Source organism: Pandoraea sp. E26 (assembly GCF_000681415.1).
GTDB classification, from domain to species: domain Bacteria; phylum Pseudomonadota; class Gammaproteobacteria; order Burkholderiales; family Burkholderiaceae; genus Pandoraea; species Pandoraea pnomenusa.
Genome location: NZ_AYXJ01000002.1, coordinates 69216 through 84834, shown reverse-complemented (window position 1 = coordinate 84834; position 15619 = coordinate 69216). Strand labels below are relative to the sequence as shown.

At 63.8% G+C, this 15619-nt stretch carries 18 protein-coding genes and 1 tRNA gene; 17 read left to right on the top strand and 2 right to left on the bottom strand.

What is annotated here, in order from left to right:
- Window positions 1-245 precede the first annotated feature (245 nt).
- From W930_RS28945 to W930_RS25420, 5 genes are all read left to right on the top strand, one after another.
- Complete coding sequence (locus tag W930_RS28945; protein WP_023873641.1) at window positions 246-959, top strand: phosphatase PAP2 family protein; 714 nt, start codon at window positions 246-248, stop codon at window positions 957-959.
- Window positions 960-1043: 84 nt separating this feature from the next.
- Entirely contained in the window at window positions 1044-1796 is a 753-nt protein-coding gene (locus tag W930_RS0100430) for a sulfite exporter TauE/SafE family protein (protein ID WP_023873640.1), read from the top strand.
- A gap of 84 nt (window positions 1797-1880) precedes the next feature.
- A complete protein-coding gene (locus W930_RS0100425; RefSeq protein ID WP_028730726.1) occupies window positions 1881-2552 on the top strand; it encodes a phosphoribosyltransferase in 672 nt (223 codons plus the stop codon).
- A gap of 262 nt (window positions 2553-2814) precedes the next feature.
- Window positions 2815-3345: a glycine cleavage system protein R gene (locus tag W930_RS0100420; protein WP_023873638.1), complete on the top strand. Its 531-nt coding sequence runs from the start codon at window positions 2815-2817 to the stop codon at window positions 3343-3345.
- Between the two features lie 10 nt (window positions 3346-3355).
- Window positions 3356-3940: an SRPBCC family protein gene (locus tag W930_RS25420; RefSeq protein ID WP_023873637.1), complete on the top strand. Its 585-nt coding sequence runs from the start codon at window positions 3356-3358 to the stop codon at window positions 3938-3940.
- A gap of 100 nt (window positions 3941-4040) precedes the next feature.
- Here W930_RS25420 and W930_RS0100410 read toward each other — a convergent pair whose 3' ends face one another.
- Together W930_RS0100410 and W930_RS0100405 are read right to left on the bottom strand one after the other, a co-directional pair.
- Window positions 4041-4799, bottom strand: a complete 759-nt coding sequence (locus W930_RS0100410) for an IclR family transcriptional regulator (RefSeq protein ID WP_023596822.1) — start codon at window positions 4797-4799, stop codon at window positions 4041-4043.
- 303 nt (window positions 4800-5102) lie between these two features.
- Entirely contained in the window at window positions 5103-6011 is a 909-nt protein-coding gene (locus W930_RS0100405; protein WP_036642557.1) for an NAD(P)-dependent oxidoreductase, read from the bottom strand.
- 290 nt (window positions 6012-6301) lie between these two features.
- Between W930_RS0100405 and ybgC the strand changes: the two genes are divergently transcribed.
- From ybgC to W930_RS0100345, 12 genes are all read left to right on the top strand, one after another.
- Complete coding sequence (gene ybgC / locus W930_RS0100400; RefSeq protein ID WP_023596824.1) at window positions 6302-6796, top strand: tol-pal system-associated acyl-CoA thioesterase; 495 nt, start codon at window positions 6302-6304, stop codon at window positions 6794-6796.
- 39 nt (window positions 6797-6835) lie between these two features.
- Window positions 6836-7510: a protein TolQ gene (gene tolQ, locus W930_RS0100395; protein ID WP_023596825.1), complete on the top strand. Its 675-nt coding sequence runs from the start codon at window positions 6836-6838 to the stop codon at window positions 7508-7510.
- Between the two features lie 21 nt (window positions 7511-7531).
- Window positions 7532-7966: a protein TolR gene (gene tolR, locus W930_RS0100390; protein WP_023873635.1), complete on the top strand. Its 435-nt coding sequence runs from the start codon at window positions 7532-7534 to the stop codon at window positions 7964-7966.
- Window positions 7963-9000 (top strand): cell envelope integrity protein TolA, encoded by a 1038-nt coding sequence (gene tolA / locus W930_RS0100385; protein WP_023596827.1) that lies wholly within the window; start codon window positions 7963-7965, stop codon window positions 8998-9000. Before tolR ends, tolA begins: the two co-directional genes overlap by 4 nt.
- Window positions 9001-9101: 101 nt before the next feature.
- Window positions 9102-10394, top strand: a complete 1293-nt coding sequence (gene tolB, locus W930_RS0100380; protein ID WP_023873634.1) for a Tol-Pal system beta propeller repeat protein TolB — start codon at window positions 9102-9104, stop codon at window positions 10392-10394.
- A 30-nt stretch (window positions 10395-10424) separates the two neighbouring features.
- Window positions 10425-10925 carry an OmpA family protein gene (locus W930_RS0100375; protein WP_023596829.1) on the top strand — a complete coding sequence of 167 codons (501 nt, stop codon included), beginning with the start codon at window positions 10425-10427 and terminating at the stop codon, window positions 10923-10925.
- A 10-nt stretch (window positions 10926-10935) separates the two neighbouring features.
- A complete protein-coding gene (ybgF, locus tag W930_RS0100370; protein WP_023596830.1) occupies window positions 10936-11679 on the top strand; it encodes a tol-pal system protein YbgF in 744 nt (247 codons plus the stop codon).
- A gap of 177 nt (window positions 11680-11856) precedes the next feature.
- Window positions 11857-12972 carry a YeeE/YedE family protein gene (locus W930_RS0100365; protein WP_023596831.1) on the top strand — a complete coding sequence of 372 codons (1116 nt, stop codon included), beginning with the start codon at window positions 11857-11859 and terminating at the stop codon, window positions 12970-12972.
- Between the two features lie 106 nt (window positions 12973-13078).
- Window positions 13079-13154 (top strand) — tRNA-Lys (locus W930_RS0100360).
- A 338-nt stretch (window positions 13155-13492) separates the two neighbouring features.
- Window positions 13493-14788, top strand: a complete 1296-nt coding sequence (locus W930_RS25415; RefSeq protein WP_080685288.1) for an O-antigen ligase — start codon at window positions 13493-13495, stop codon at window positions 14786-14788.
- A 22-nt stretch (window positions 14789-14810) separates the two neighbouring features.
- On the top strand, window positions 14811-15122 hold the full coding sequence (locus tag W930_RS0100350) for a hypothetical protein (RefSeq protein ID WP_145929442.1): 312 nt from the start codon (window positions 14811-14813) through the stop codon (window positions 15120-15122).
- Window positions 15123-15197: 75 nt separating this feature from the next.
- Window positions 15198-15611 carry a GtrA family protein gene (locus tag W930_RS0100345; RefSeq protein WP_023873631.1) on the top strand — a complete coding sequence of 138 codons (414 nt, stop codon included), beginning with the start codon at window positions 15198-15200 and terminating at the stop codon, window positions 15609-15611.
- The last annotated feature ends 8 nt before the right edge of the window (window positions 15612-15619 follow it).

Sequence of the window (15619 nt, the reverse complement as noted above, 5' to 3'; positions counted from 1 at the left end):
ATATTTACGTAGGGGACGATTGTAGGACGATGCCCCCTGAACTCGCAAAGAAATCTTTCCGGGAATTTCCGCCAGCCCCGATGCAACATGACACAACTGAAACGCACTCGTTCTGACCGTCATCAAATCGCCACGGCGATCGCGCAAGCTCACTGCGTCTTCCGGGTCATCGCACCATGAACGATCCTGCTTCCGCCCCCCGGCCTGCGACGCGGCCATCGCGAACGGCCAGGCGCGCCCCAGGCGTGCACGACAGGTCCGACACGCCCGACACGCTCGACACGCTCGACGGCCCCGACATGACCCGAACGTTCGGGTCGATCGATGCGGCCATCCTGCGTGCGGCATGGGTCAGTGCGCTGGCCTGCCTCGTGCTTGCGATGGTGGCCATCGTCTGGATCGACCGGCCGGTCGTGGATTTCGTGCATCTCCATACCCAAGGCAACCCGTGGATCCAGCACGTTGCCGAGTTGCCCTCGATCTTGTTCGTGCTCGCCTGGCCGACGTTCGCCGTCCTGGGGGCCATGCAGATATGGCGCGGCCGCCTGCCTGCGTGGGTGACCACCCTCTGGCTCGCCGGCGGCGCGGTGGGCGTTGCCAGCGTGCTCAAGCAGGCTTTGAAATTCGTGTTCGGCCGGACCTGGCCGGCCACCTGGATCCACGACAACCCCTCGTACCTTCGCGACGGCGTATTCACATTTCGCTTCCTCGCCGGTGACGGTTCGGCCTACGCATCGTTCCCGTCGGGCCATCTGAGCGTGATGCTCGCGTTCGCGACGGTGCTGTCGCTGCGCCATCGTTCACTGCATTGGCCCTGCGCGATCGCCGTCGCGCTCACCGCATTCGGGCAGATCGCCGCCGCCTACCACTGGACCAGCGACGCGCTCGCCGGTGCAGCGCTGGGGATCGCGGTCGGTACCGCGGTCGTGACGGCCTGGCAGCGATGGACGGCGCGCTGAGGGAATTCCCCTTTCGTGAATCGGTGGCGCCCCCGCATAATGGCGAATTGCCTACGCGCACCGGTATGGCGCGCCGCCTGATTCATGACTGCCGATCTGTTGCTCCCGCTTGTCGCCGGCGCCTGCGTGGCCGGATTCGTCCAAGGTCTGTCCGGCTTCGCGTTCAGCCTCGTCGCGCTCTCCTTCTGGGCGTGGTCGCTTCCTCCGACGGTCGCCGGCCCGCTCGCCGCCTTCTGTTCGCTCGTGGGCCAGTTGCTGGGGCTTCGCGCCGTGCGTCGGGCCGTGCCCCTCGAGCGGCTCGCGCCGTTCGTGCTTTGCGGACTCGTGGGCGTGCCGTTCGGGGTGTGGATTCTGCGCTACCTCGACCCGATCTGGTTTCGCGCGGGGATCGGTGCCGTGCTCGTCATCTACTGCTCGATTCTGCTGCTGGCGGCACGCCTGCCTCGCATTCGGCACGGCGGGCGGGCCGCCGACGGCGTCGTGGGCTTCATCGGCGGCGTGATGGGTGGCATTGGCGGACTGGTGGGCGTGGTCCCCACGCTGTGGTGCACATTGCGCGGTTGGGACAAGGACATGCAGCGCGCGGTCATGCAGCTCTTCTTCATCGCCATGCACACGCTCACCATCACCCTGTACGTCGTGCATGGCGTGATCACGACGCAAACGCTGCATGTGTTCGCCATCGCCGTACCGTCGATGATCCTGCCGACGCTCGCCGGCGCCTGGGCCTACCGGTTTCTCTCCGACCACGCCTTCAGACGCATGGTGCTTGCGCTGCTTGCCTGCTCGGGCGTCACGCTGCTCATGGGCACCGTGCCGGAGCTGCTCGCGCGGTAGGAGCGCCAAACGCGCATGCATGTCCGGCGTTACGATGTGGAAATCGCCCGTCGCCCCGCACCGGGTTCGCGCCCGTCGCCCGCCATGTCCTCCTTGTCCGCCGCTGCCGCGTTTCCCGATCGTGCCGCCGCCGGCAACGCGCTTGCCGAAGTGCTCGCCTCGCACGCGTTGCTCGCGCGCTGCGCCCCGCCGCTGGTGCTCGCCATTCCCCGCGGCGGCGTACCCGTGGCCCTGCCCATTGCCCGTCGACTGAACGGCACGCTCGACGTGCTGCTCGCGCACAAGCTTCGCGCGCCGCATCAGGCGGAGCTTGCCGTAGGCGCCGTCGATGAGTTCGGCGGCATCTTTCTTGCCGAGCACGCCCTTGCTCTCGGGGCCACCGGCACATATCTCTCGCACGAAACCGCGCGTCAACGCGCGCGCATCCAGCAGCGGCGACAGGCTTACACCCCCGGGCGCGGCGCGCCGCATGTGCGGGATCGGCCGGTCGTGGTGGTCGACGACGGCATTGCCACCGGCGCGACGATGATCGCGGCGTTGCGCGCGATGCGGCGTCTGGGCGCCACACCGCTGCTCGCCTGCGCGCCAGTGGCGGCGCGCGAAGCCATTGCCCGCCTCTCGACGCTGGCCGATGCCGTCGTCTGTCTCGAGACACCGCACCCCTTCCATGCCGTGAGCGTGGCGTACAACGATTTCGTCCAGACCGACGATGCCACCGTCATCGCCCTGCTGGCGATGGCAGCCGATCGCCCCTAGGCGCTAGCGAAGTGCCGTCCCGACGCGCGCAGGCCCAGTCGCGTCCCGGCGCGGGCGCCCCCGCCCGGCGGCGTAGCGGCATCCCCCGCGATTGCACTACACTTGAGCCTGCTGTGCGACGTCGGCGCCACGCGATACCCCGGTACCTCGGTGGACGGCCGGCGCGGTGCCTGCGCCGGCCGCCGGCCGCCTCATTCTGCTTCTTGCCGCTTCTTGTTGCTTCTTGCCGCTTCCTGCCGCCTCAGTTTCGACGGAGCCTGTGATGACGACGTCCCTGATTCTCAACGTAATCGGCCCTGACCGCCCGGGCCTGGTCAATGCCATCGCCGATCGCGCCACCGCCGCCGGCGCCAACTGGCTCGAGAGCCGTCTCGCGAATCTGGCCGGCCAGTTCGCCGGCATCATTCATCTGCAAGTCCCCGACGACAACATCGCGTCGCTCACGCAGGCACTGCATGCGCTCGAGACGCATGGCCTGAAGATCTCCGTCACGCCCGCGCAAAGCGCCGCCGCCGACCCGGCCGCGCGCACGCTCCAGCTCGACCTCGTGGGCCAGGACCATCCGGGTATCGTGAAGGAGATTTCACACGTGCTGTTCGCGCGGGGCGTGAGCATCGACGAACTCGTCACCGAGTGCGTCGAGGGATCGATGTCGGGTGGCACCCTGTTTCGCGCAACCGCCCGGTTGCATGTACCCGCCTCGGTCAGCACGGCATCGCTGCGCGAGACCCTGGAGAGCCTTGCCGACGATCTGATGGTCGACGTCGAACTCGATTCACCTGCCGGTGCCTGAGCGCGCGCCGATGAAGCGAGCCTTCCTGTTCGTCCTCGCGGCCGTTGCCATCCTCGCGCTGCTTTCGCTGCTGCCCCTGCCCTTCGAGCGCCAGACTCACATCACGAACACCGTGACGCTGCGCGCGCCGCCGCAGGTCGTCTACGACTTCGCCACCACACCCGCTAACTGGCCGAAATGGCATCCGGCATCGCTCGCCGTGCAAGGCGCCACGGACCATCCGCTCAAACTGGGCGAAAAAGTCGCCGAGGAGTTTCGGCTTGCAGGCCGCCACGGCATTCTTCACTGGACGGTCGTCGATGCCAGACCGCCGTACACATGGCGCATCGAGGGCGAGGTCAACCGCCGCCCCGCGGGAGAGGTTCGCTACACGCTCACCCCCGACGGTACGGGCACGCGCTTCGAACGCGACTTCGTCTATCGCACGCCGAACCTGCTCTTCCTGATCCTCGACCCTATCTTCATCGGCCCGCGCGTGCGCGCCGAGTCGAAGCAAGGCGCCCGCCAACTCGAGCAGATCTTCGCGACGCTCGCGCCGGCCATTCCGGCGGCGGCGTCGATGCCCGTAGCCGCAAGCGGCGTACCCGCGCAATAGCACCCAGGGCCTCGTCGCAACGACGGCAAGACTGACGGCGGCATGAGACCGGAGACGCCGTCGGGCGCAAGTGGCGTCGTTGGCGTGGTCGAGCGTGCGACTACTCGTTGAACGTCGCCGACATTTTGTCCGCCGCCGCCTGAAGATCGGGCAGGAACGTCATCAACTTTTCCAGTGTGCAGTGCTGCGCGCTGGCCTGTACGGCAATGGCCGCACAGGCGCGGTTACGGTCGAGCATCACCGGCACGGCTACCGCGATCATGCCCGGCACGTGCTCCTCGTTGTTGGTGCCCACGCGACGCTTGCGCGTCTCGGTCAACTCCTCGCGCAGGTCTTCCAGGTCGGTGATGGTGTTTTCCGCCCGCGGGCGCAACGGCAGGTGCGCGATGAGCTTCTCGCGGCGCGCGCGCGGCAGGAACGCGAGCAGCAACTTGCCGCTCGCGGTGCAATGCAGCGGCACGCGCGAACCCGGCGAGAGTTTGAGCTGACGCGACCAGTCGGTCTCGATCCGATCGAGATATACCAGGTCGTCGCCCGAGAGCATCGACAGGTTGCAGGTCTCGCCGAACTTGTCGACCAGCTGTTGCAGAATGCCGTGGCGCGCGGCCGCAGGCCCCACATGCATGAGCGCGTTCACGGCCATTGCCCGCACGCGCGACGACGGCTCGTAATGACGGCTGCCGGCCTCGCGGGTCACAAGCCATGCGGCTTCGAGCTGTTTGAGAATGCGGTGCACGGTCTGCTTCGGCAGACCGATGGCGGCAACGATCTCCGCCAGGGTCATCGGCGCACCGGCTGCACTGAGGATTTCGAGAATGCGAAATGCGCGGACGGCCGCGGCGTTCGACTGATTGCTCATGTCGGTACTTGGCTCTCGGGGTCGAGTTGTGTTTTAGGTCGTTATCGCTCGCGGCGGTCTCCCCCTTCTGCCCTCGCGCGACACGCCGCCGCCCAGCCCGTTGCCAACCGCATCAGGCTGCCGCACCGCCGTGCCGTCGCACCGCGACGTCCCGTTTTCCGCATTCTAGTGCGATTCTTCCAAGCTGACGATTCGAGACAAACCCGGAGATATTCGGAATACAAAATGCAAAACAAGAGGACCGGGACGCCGTCGGGCGTCCCGGTCCTCGCAATCGCCTCCGGCGGTACCCGCCATTCGCCGTCAGGACTTGCCGGACAGTACGCGCAAACGATGAATCAGACTCGACGTATCCCAGCGCGAGCCACCCAGCGCCTGCACATCCCCGTAGAACTGGTCGACGAGCGCCGTGACGGGTAGCGAAACGCCGGCGCGCTGCGCCTCGGCCAGACACAGCCCGAGATCCTTGCGCATCCAGTCGACGGCAAAGCCGTAATCGAACTTGCCGTCGATCATCGTCTGGCCGCGGTTGTCCATCTGCCAGCTGGCCGCGGCGCCCTTGTTGATGACGTCGAGCACGAGCGGCATGTCGAGCCCGGCGCGCTGGCCGAAGTGGATCGCCTCGGACAATCCTTGCACGAGGCCGGCAATACAGATCTGGTTGACCATCTTTGCCAGTTGGCCCGCGCCGGCGTCGCCGATACGCGTGACGGCACGGCCATACGCGGAGAGCGTAGCTGCGACACGATCGAAGGCGGCCACGTCGCCACCGCACATGATCGTGAGCACGCCGTTCTTCGCGCCGGCCTCGCCGCCCGAGACGGGCGCGTCGACAAAGTGCAGGCCTTGTTTGCGTGCCGCCGCATAGAGCTCGCGCGCCACGTCGGCCGATGCTGTGGTGTGATCGACGAAAACCGCGTCGGCCTTCATGCCGGCAAATGCGCCGTGCTCGCCGAGCACGATGCTGCGCAGGTCGTCGTCGTTGCCGACGCAGGCGGCCACGATGTCGGCATTACGAGCGGCCTCGGCCGGCGTGGCCGCGTGAGCCCCGCCGTATTCCTTAGCCCATTGCTGCGCCTTGGCGGTCGTACGGTTATAGACCGTGACCTGATGCCCCGCGCGTTGCAGGTGACCGGCCATGGGATAACCCATCACGCCGAGACCGAGAAACGCGATGCGCAGGGAGGATGCTTGCGATGAGGGGGAAGTCAATTCGAGGGCCTCGCAGGTGGAATCTTGATGAGAGACCGAACGGGGTGCCGATGGCGCCTTGCACACCCAGGGGTCCCGTCTGAAATACAGGGGGGCTTGCGAGACATCATTATAGAGACGGGCGGGGTTCGGGCGCCAGCGCAATCCCCCGCCACACGGGGCATTCGCGCGAATTCGCCCCAGAATGGTGCGCCGGCTGTCTTCCAATAATCATTCGTAAACATTGCCCGATCGTTTCCGTTTGAAAAATTCTGTTTCCGTGACTGGCGTTGGTGCCCGGTTCCGATACAATGCGCGGCATGGCTGATTTTGATACTTGTTGGTCAATTCGCGTTTACTACGAGGACACGGACGCCGGCGGCGTCGTCTTCTACGCCAACTATCTGAAATTCTTTGAACGGGCCCGCACCGAGTGGCTCCGTTCGCTCGGTATCGAGCAACTCGAACTGGCCCGCAATACCGGCATGATGTTCATTGTGCGCGCCACCGCGCTCGACTACCTGAGCCCCGCCCGACTCGACGATCTCGTCGTCATCAAAAGCCGCATCGAACGCCTCGGTGGCGCATCGGTCGACTTCCTGCAGGAAGCGTGGCGCGACACCCCCGACGGCAGCAGCGAACTGTTGGCGCGCGGCAGCATCAAAATCGGCTGCGTGCGCGCGGACACGCTGCGTCCGGGCAAGATTCCGGCGCATGTGCGTGCCGCCATGCAAGCGGCCACCAACGCCGCGCAGGCCGAGACCGCCCAGGCGCCAGGCCGCGCGCCCCGGCCGGCCGCCGCCTGACGCCAATGACAAGAATTCCGGTCATTCAATAACCACACCATGCCCGATCAAGACCTTTCCATCATTTCGCTGGTCATGCACGCCAGCGTGCTCGCCCAGGCCGTCATGGGCCTGCTGCTGCTGCTGTCGCTGCTCTCATGGACGCATATCTTCCGCAAGATCTTCGCGATCCGCCGCGCACGCACCCAGACCGAGCGCTTCGAACGCGACTTCTGGTCCGGCGGCGATCTCCAGGCGCTCTATCAAAGCGCGCTGAACAATCGCCACCAGACGGGCGCCCTCGAGCGCATCTTCGAATCAGGCATGCGCGAATACATCAAGGCGAGCGAGAAAGGGCTGAATGATCCTCACGCGATTCTGGACGGTGCGCGCCGCGCCATGCGTGCCTGCTATCAACGTGAAATGGACTCGCTCGAAGCCAACCTTCCGTTCCTCGCATCGGTCGGTTCGGTGAGCCCGTACATTGGTCTGTTCGGTACCGTGTGGGGTATCATGAACGCTTTCCGCGGCCTGTCGAACGTGCAGCAAGCCACGCTCGCCAATGTGGCGCCGGGCATTGCGGAAGCGCTGGTGGCCACCGCCATCGGTCTGTTCGCCGCTATCCCTGCCGTGGTTGCCTACAACCGCTTCGCCACCGACATCGACCGGCTGTCGATCCGCTTCGAAAGCTTCATCGAAGAGTTCTCCAACATCCTGCAACGGCAGATTCACTAAGCACTCCGGGAGCGCCGAGACATGGCAGGTTCTATGCGCAACGCTCGCCGCGGCCGTCGCGCCATGGCGGACATCAACGTCGTGCCGTATATCGACGTGATGCTGGTGCTGCTCGTCATCTTCATGGTGGCCGCCCCGCTGGTGGCGCCGTCGATCGTCAATCTGCCGAGCGTCGCCAACGCGAGCCCGCAGCAGCAGACACCGCCGGTCGTCGTCAATATCGAAGCCGACAATCGCATGCTGGTGCGCTACAAGGATGGCGAGAACACCATCGAGCAGCGCATGAGCGGGGGCGATCTGACCGGCTTCCTGCAAGGCCGTCAGGCCGCGAATCCGGATCAGCCCGTCGTCATTGCCGCCGACAAGTCGGTGCGCTATGAAATCGTCATGAACGTGATGTCCGATCTCAAGGCCCAGGGCGTCAAGCGCGTGGGCCTGCTCGTCAAGCAGAAATGAGCCGCACCGTAGCCCGTTCCGACCGTCCCATTGGCCCGCGCAAGGATGAGCGCGGCACGGGTCGGGCATTCCTCCTCGCGCTGCTCATGCACGCGCTGTTGTTCGCGCTGCTCTTCTACGGCATGCGCTGGCAGAACAGCTCCCCCGCCGGGTCCGAAGCCGAACTGTGGACGCCCGCCGAAGTCGCGGAGCCCACGCCGCCCGTCGTGACACCGGCGCCCACGCCCGCGCCGCCGGCCGTGGCCGCACCCACGCCGCCGGCCGAAGACGCCGACATCGCCCTGCAGCAGAAGAAGCGCAAGCAGGAGCAGCAGGCCGCGGAACAGGCCCGCCTGCTCGAAGCCCAGCAGGAAAAGGCGCGTCAGGAAGCGCTCAAGCAAAAGCAGCTCGCCGAGCAGCAGGCGGCTGCGGAGCTCGCGCGCAAGAAAGCCGCCGAGGAAGCGGCGCGTCAGCAGAAGCTGGCCGACCAGAAGAAGGCCGACGAACTGAAGCGTCAAAAGGAAGACGAGGCGAAGAAGGCGGAACAACTGAAGCAACAGCAGCTGGCGGAAGCGCAGAAAAAGGCGGACGCGGAAAAGAAGGCCGCGGAAGACAAGGCCGCGAAGGCCAAGGCAGCGAAGGAAGCGGCGGCCCAGAAAGCCGCTGACGCGGCGCGTGCCGAACGCCTGGCTTCGCTGCGCGGCATGGCTGGCGGCACACCTGGCGCGCATGGTAACGGGCTGGGCTCGCAGGCCGGCGGCACCGGCTCCGGCGCGGGCGGCACGGCATCCGCCGGCTACGCCGACCGGGTGCGGGCCAAGGTCAAGCCGAACATCGCCTATGGCGGCGACACCGAGGGCAATCCCACGGCCGTCGTTGCGGTACGCCTCGCCCCGGACGGCAGCGTACTTTCGATGCAGCTGGTCAAGTCGAGCGGCAACCCGGCCTGGGATGCCGCCGTGCAGGCCGCCATCACCAAGTCCGACCCCCTGCCGCGCGACACCAACGGCAAAGCGCCCCCGAGCGTCAACCTGCGCTTTAGTCCAAAAGGCTGAGTCTGTTGTCAAACGGGAACGAAAACCGAGCGATGCGAGTCCATTTTCATTCGGATGTGGTAAAAATGGCGCTTGCACCGCGTAACTGACCAATCGAACGCATGCGAATTTCCAGTCAATATGCATGGCGTGCGCTGGTGGCCACCTGGCTCACCGCGGCTTGCACGATCGCCCATGCGCAGACACCGCTTACCGTCGACATCACCGGCGTCGGCACCAACCGATACCCGATTGCCGTGTCGAACTTCAAGGGCAGCGCGCCGACGGACATCGTGTCCGTCGTCAAGGCTGACCTGAGCAACAGCGGTCGCTTCAATCAGATCGACACCGGTGGCGCCGCCGTCGGCGTCGACGATTCGGTCGATCTCGGTACGTGGCGCGCCAAGGGCGCCAACGCCTTCGTCTCCGGCACCATCGTTCCGCAAGGCAACGGCAACTACCAGGTCAGTTTCCGTCTCTACGACGCCGTGAACGGTCAACCGCTCGGCGGCCTGGCCCTCACGTCGTCGCAGGCGAACCTGCGCCTGACCGCGCACAAGATCGCCGACTACATCTACCAGAAGCTGCTGGGCGATCGCGGGGTATTCGCCACGCGTCTGTCGTACGTGCTGCACAACGGCCCGAACTACCAGTTGCAGATTTCGGATTCCGACGGTCAGGACGCCCGCGTGGCGCTCAACAGCCGCGAACCGATCATCTCGCCGGCGTGGTCGCCGGACGGCACGAAGGTCGCCTACGTATCGTTCGAGAAGCGCAAGCCGGTCGTGTACATCCACGATCTGCCGACGGGTCGTCGCGCGGTGCTCGCCAACGAGAAGGGCAACAACTCGGCACCGGCATGGTCGCCGGACGGCAGCAAGCTCGCCGTGGCCCTCTCACGCGACGGCAACACACAGATTTACCAGGTCAACGCCAATGGCGGCGGCCTCAAGCGTCTTTCGCGCAGCAGCGCGATCGACACCGAACCGCAGTATTCCCCGGACGGCAAATGGATCTACTTCACGAGCGATCGTGGCGGTGGTCCGCAGATCTACAAGATGCCGGCCGGTGGCGAAAGTGCAGGCGGCGCGCAGCGCGTCACTTTCAAGGGGAGTTACAACGTCAGCCCGCGAATCAGTCCCGACGGCAAGTTGCTCGCGTTCATCGCGCGTCAGGGCGGCGCATTCAAGCTGTGCGTGCAGGATATGAGTACTGGCGATGTTACGGCTCTGACCGACACCAGCCACGACGAGTCACCGAGTTTTGCCGCGAACGGCAAGTACATTCTTTATGCAACGCAGTCAGGGGGCCGCAAGGTCCTCGCAGCAGTCTCGGTGGACGGGCAAACCCGGCAGATTCTTCAGGTCCGGGGAGGGGAAGTTCGCGAACCCTCCTGGGGCCCCTTTATGCAATAACATCAACAGCAACATCAATTGGAGGCTCATATGAGTTCCCTGCTTCGTAACATCCTCGCCATCTCTTCGCTGGCCGCTCTGGCCGCTTGCTCGTCGGGCGTGAAACTCGACGACCAGGCTAACGCCAACAAGGGTCAGACCACGACCGACGCCCGCGCCGTCGCCCCCGTCGACGCATCGGCTGACGAACTGAACAACCCGAACGGCCCGCTCGCCAAGCGCAGCGTGTACTTCGGCTTCGATTCGTACACGGTCGATCCGCAATACACCCCGCTGCTCCAGGCGCACGCACAGTTCCTGGCCAAGTACTCGCAACGTCACGTGCTGCTCCAGGGCAACACCGACCCGCGCGGCACGAGCGAGTACAACCTGGCCCTCGGCCAGCGTCGTGCCGAAGCGGTGCTGAAGTCGATGTCGGCCCTGGGCGCCAACACGAGCCAGATGGAAGCCGTGTCGCTGGGCAAGGAAAAGGCGACGGGTACGGACGAAGCCACCTGGGCTCAGGACCGTCGCGTCGACCTGGCTTATTGATTGAATCGTCATGACGTCTCGTTTGCTTAAAAACATCATCTGCGCGGCGACGCTCGGCACTGCGGTGCTGAGTCCGCTGGCGCATGCCGGATTGTTCGATGACGACGAGGCGCGCAAAGCGATCCTCGATATCCGCAGCCGTCTGGATTCGGACAAGCAGCGGATCGATGGTCTCACGCGCAACGTGCTGGATTTGAACAATCAGATCCAGCAGTTGCAGCGTGATCTGGCCGACCAGCGCGGTCAGAACGAAGATCTGAAAAACCAGCTTGCGAACCTGCAACAGAGTCAAAAGGATTTCTACACCGACCTCGACGGTCGCCTGAAGAAATTCGAACCGCAGCAGATGACCGTCGGCGGCGTTACCGGTACCGTCCAACCGGGCGAGAAGGATGTATTCGACGCCGCCCTGACGAAATTCCGCAATGGTGACTACAAGGGTGCGCAAACGGCATTCCGGACCTTCTCGGCGAAGTATCCTGACAGCCCGTATCAACCCGAAGCCCTGTTCTGGCTTGGCAATGCGCAGTACGCCAACAAGGATCTGAAGGGTTCGACCGCGACGCTGCAAGGGATCGTGACGAAGTACCCGACGAGCCCGAAGGCCGCCGAGGCCATGCTGGCAATCGCCAGCAACCAGGCGGAATCCGGGCAGACTGCGGCAGCGAAAAAGACGCTGGCGGAATTGGTGGCCAAGTACCCGGACACCGAATCGGCAGCGGAGGCCAAGAAGCGCGCGGCCAAGCTGAAGTAGAACGCCCCCCGGAAGGCTGCGCGAACCAGCCGTCCGTGTGAGGTCACTCGTCAAACGCACAACGCCGCCTTTGGGCGGCGTTGTCGTTTTCCGCGATTGCGGGAGACCTGCGCACCTCGCGTAGAATACGGACTTTCCAAGAACGGCCGGTCACGGCCGCTATCGTCCTCTCGCCTCATGACCGACGTCGATCTCACCGCCCTCTCCCACACGGTTGTGTGGCTCACCTTTGGCCTTGCCTTCATCTTCGGTGCCGTGTTGCAGCGCACGCACTTCTGCACGATGGGCGCGCTCTCCGACATCGTCAATATCGGCGACTGGAATCGCATGCGCATGTGGTGGCTGGCCATTGGCGTGGCGACCATCGGCACCGGCGTGCTTGCTTCGCAAGGCATCGTCGATCCGGTCAAGGCAATCTACACCACGCCGCGCTTCACCTGGCTGTCGTATCTGGTCGGTGGTTGGTTGTTCGGTTTCGGCATGGTGCTGGCCTCGGGCTGCGGCAGCAAGACGCTAGTGCGCATTGGCGGCGGCAATCTCAAATCGTTGCTGGTATTCGTGATGATCGGCTTGTCCGCCTACATGACCCTGAAGGGCCTGTTCGCCGTTTTTCGTGTGGCCGCGCTCGACAGCGTGCAAACGACGTTCGCCAATTCGCAGGATCTGCCGACCCTGCTCGGCGGCCTGTTCGGTGGGGACCTGCATCTCGCGCAGTTGGTGCTGGGCCTGGCAGTCGGCGGCGCGTTCGTGATCGCTGCACTGGCGCGACGCGACTTCTGGACCCTGGATAATCTGCTTGGCGGCGTGGTCGTCGGTGCGATCATCGTGGCCCTCTGGTACGTCTCGGGAAAGATCGGCTACGTGGCCGAGAATCCGAATACGCTCGAGGAGAGCTTCGTGGCCACCAACTCGGGCAAGATGGAAGCGTTGTCGTTCGTCTCGCCGCTGGCGTACACCATGTATTGGCTGATGCTGTGGAGCGACACGAGCAACGTGATCACGCTGGGCATCGCCAGCGTGCTCGGCGTGATTGCGGGGTCGTTCGCTTACGCCGTGGTCTCGCGCAATTTCCGCTGGGAAGGTTTTCAGGGCACCGAAGACACGGCGAATCACATGGTGGGCGGCGTGCTGATGGGTTTCGGAGGCGTGACGGCGCTGGGCTGCACGGTGGGCCAGGGGTTGTCGGGCGTATCGACGTTGGCGCTGGGCTCGTTTATCGCCATGGCGGCGATTCTCGCGGGCGGCATCTGCGCGTTCAAGTACCAGATGTGGCGAATCGAGCGCAGCGTTTGAGCGAAATTCGCGCGTGCTCGCGGGAAATGGCGGCGAAACGGACATATTCGCGTCACACTGCTATTGACACTATAACGCCTGCAACGCTATAATCTTTTTCTTCGTTGGGTCGTTAGCTCAGTTGGTAGAGCAGCGGACTTTTAATCCGTTGGTCGCAGGTTCGAATCCTGCACGGCCTACCAGAATACGAGAGGGGTTGCGAGAAATCGCAACCCCTTTTTCGTTTGCCGCGACCGGCTTCGCAACGCGCCGAAAATACTCGAATGCCGTGCCCGGCGGCCGGTACTTCGCATGCGACAATGCGAGGGCCAGCTTGTCCGAATCGTGAGATGGTGTAACGACGGCGACTCACGGCATGATTGCGGCGGCATCCCATCGAAGTCACTCTCGAAGACCCTGGGAAATACATCCGCCATTGCCTTGAATCTGCCCTACAATCGTGGCCCCGAAAGGCAAACCGGCACCGAATCTGCCCACACGAAGCGCTTACAGATTCGCAGCTTTCTCATTAGAACGATCTATGAAGCATAGTCTTTCCTCTCAAACGCAGCGCCGCCCCGGTGCGGCTGCTTTATGGAACGGCTTCGCCAAGGCATTTTTCTTTTTGACGCCGCTGACCTATGTGGCGGCGGAAGGCGGCGCCAGCGCGCTGTTCCTGGTTGCGTGTTGTGCTGCGATGTACGTTGTTATCAAGAACGTACGGGACCCGGAGCTCCAACCTTTCAAAATCAAGCCGGACGAATGGTTGTTCTGTGCCGCAATGTCCGCGCCGATTCTCGTCGTGCTGATCATTGAGATGTCGCATGGCAAGCTCGTTGGCAGGACACTGGACTCTCCCGTGCGTTTTTTGCTCGGCGTGCCGCTGTTTCTCGCCTTCCGTCGACTTCGTCCGAGCGCATTCGCAAGGCTGGATCTCTCGTTGTGCGTAGGTGCCATCGCATCGCTCGCCGCGTTGGTTCCCAGCTTTCCGGAGTGGGGAAAAGGTCGAGTGGAAAGCTACTTCATGAACCCGATTCACTTCGGCGATGTGGCCCTGCTGCTGTCGCTGTTGGTAGTGACGACGTACCGACGCGCGGATACCGTCGGTATGCTGGCCTTCAAGACGATAGCGGCGGCTTCTGCATTGTTCGCGTCGTTGCTGACCGGCTCACGAGGCGGATGGATTGCGCTTCCCGTTGTTGCGTTGGTCTACGTATGGAGCATCAATCGAGCCTTCACCTGGAAAGGCAAGACGGCGATGACTCTGGTCGCGACCGCCCTGATCGCACTGCCGATCATCTTTTCGCCGTGGATCGGTGAGCGCGTAGCGGCGGCGACGGCCGATCTCAGGAGCTATTCGCAAGGTCACCGGGACACATCCGTGGGCGTTCGCTTTCAGTTGTATGAATACGCGTTGCGGGCGATTGGCGACAATCCGATATCCGGCCTGGGCGCGGAAGGGTTCAAGCGAGGCATTCCGTCCCAGGTCGAGCTGGGGCGCCTTACGCCAATCGCCGGTCAGTTGGGGCTTGGCGAGGCCCACAACCAAATCCTCGCGTACGGAGCGGACTACGGAATCCCGGGCATCCTGGCATTGCTCGCCATCTACTTTGTGCCGTCAGTGCTGTTTCTTCGTGCGGCATCGCTTGCGCCGATCCGCAGCGCGCAACGCACGGCCGCCCTCCTCGGCTTGTGGACGTGCCTGGCATTCTTCATCTTCGGTCTGACCGTGGAAACGTTTAACCTGAAGTCGACCGTCTCGCTGTACGTCAGCCTCTTGGCGGTATTTGCGGCGGGAAGCCAGATACGGGACGAAGGGCCAGTCGAATCGGTATGAAATTCCGACACTGCCGGGCCGTATGCCGCTTCCACGACGGTATGGGCTCCCTACGCCAAACCGCCCGCGGACTGCGATTTGGCTGACCCATCTGCAAACGTGCGAATCCATTTCAAGTGTCCCGGAAATGTCGAACCCAGGGTTCGCGCCCACCAAGACCTTCGCTAATCGATGCCACGACGTATATTTCGCCGGCATTCTGGGCTTTTCGTTCCTCAAGGCGCTGGTCGTCAATTCGTGGCGTGATCCGAAATATTTCGTGCTGCAGTTGAAAATGATTGCCCGCTTTATCGGCTGGCGCTTCCTGGGAAAGAGTCGCAACGGCGAAATTTGATTGACCTCCCGGACAGTTGCTCCAAAATGGGTTGCGGTAAATCGCAGCCCATTTTTCATTCAGCAGGCCATTCTGATGACATCGGCAAGCCGACACGATTCCTGGTGGAAGAAGCTCATTGAACGCGAGTTCGTCCGCTTCCTGCTCGTCGGCGCGTCCAATACCGCGTTCTTCTACGCTGCGTATGCGCTATGCCTCAGGCTTATCGAGTACCGGCTGGCCTACACCGTCGCGTTTGCGCTAAGCGTCGTATTTTCGTATTGGCTGAACGCGCAGTTCGTCTTCCGCGTGAAGATGTCGCTGACCGGCCTGCTCCGCTTTCCCCTCGTGTACCTCGTCCAGTATGTGATGGGAATCGCGATGATGTACGTCCTCGTCGATCGCTTGAACGTGTCGGCCTATGTCGCCCCCATCTTCGTTGTCTGCCTGACCATTCCCATCACTTTCGCCCTCTCCCGACACCTGCTTCGCGGCGGACGTTCGCGCTGAACAGCGCG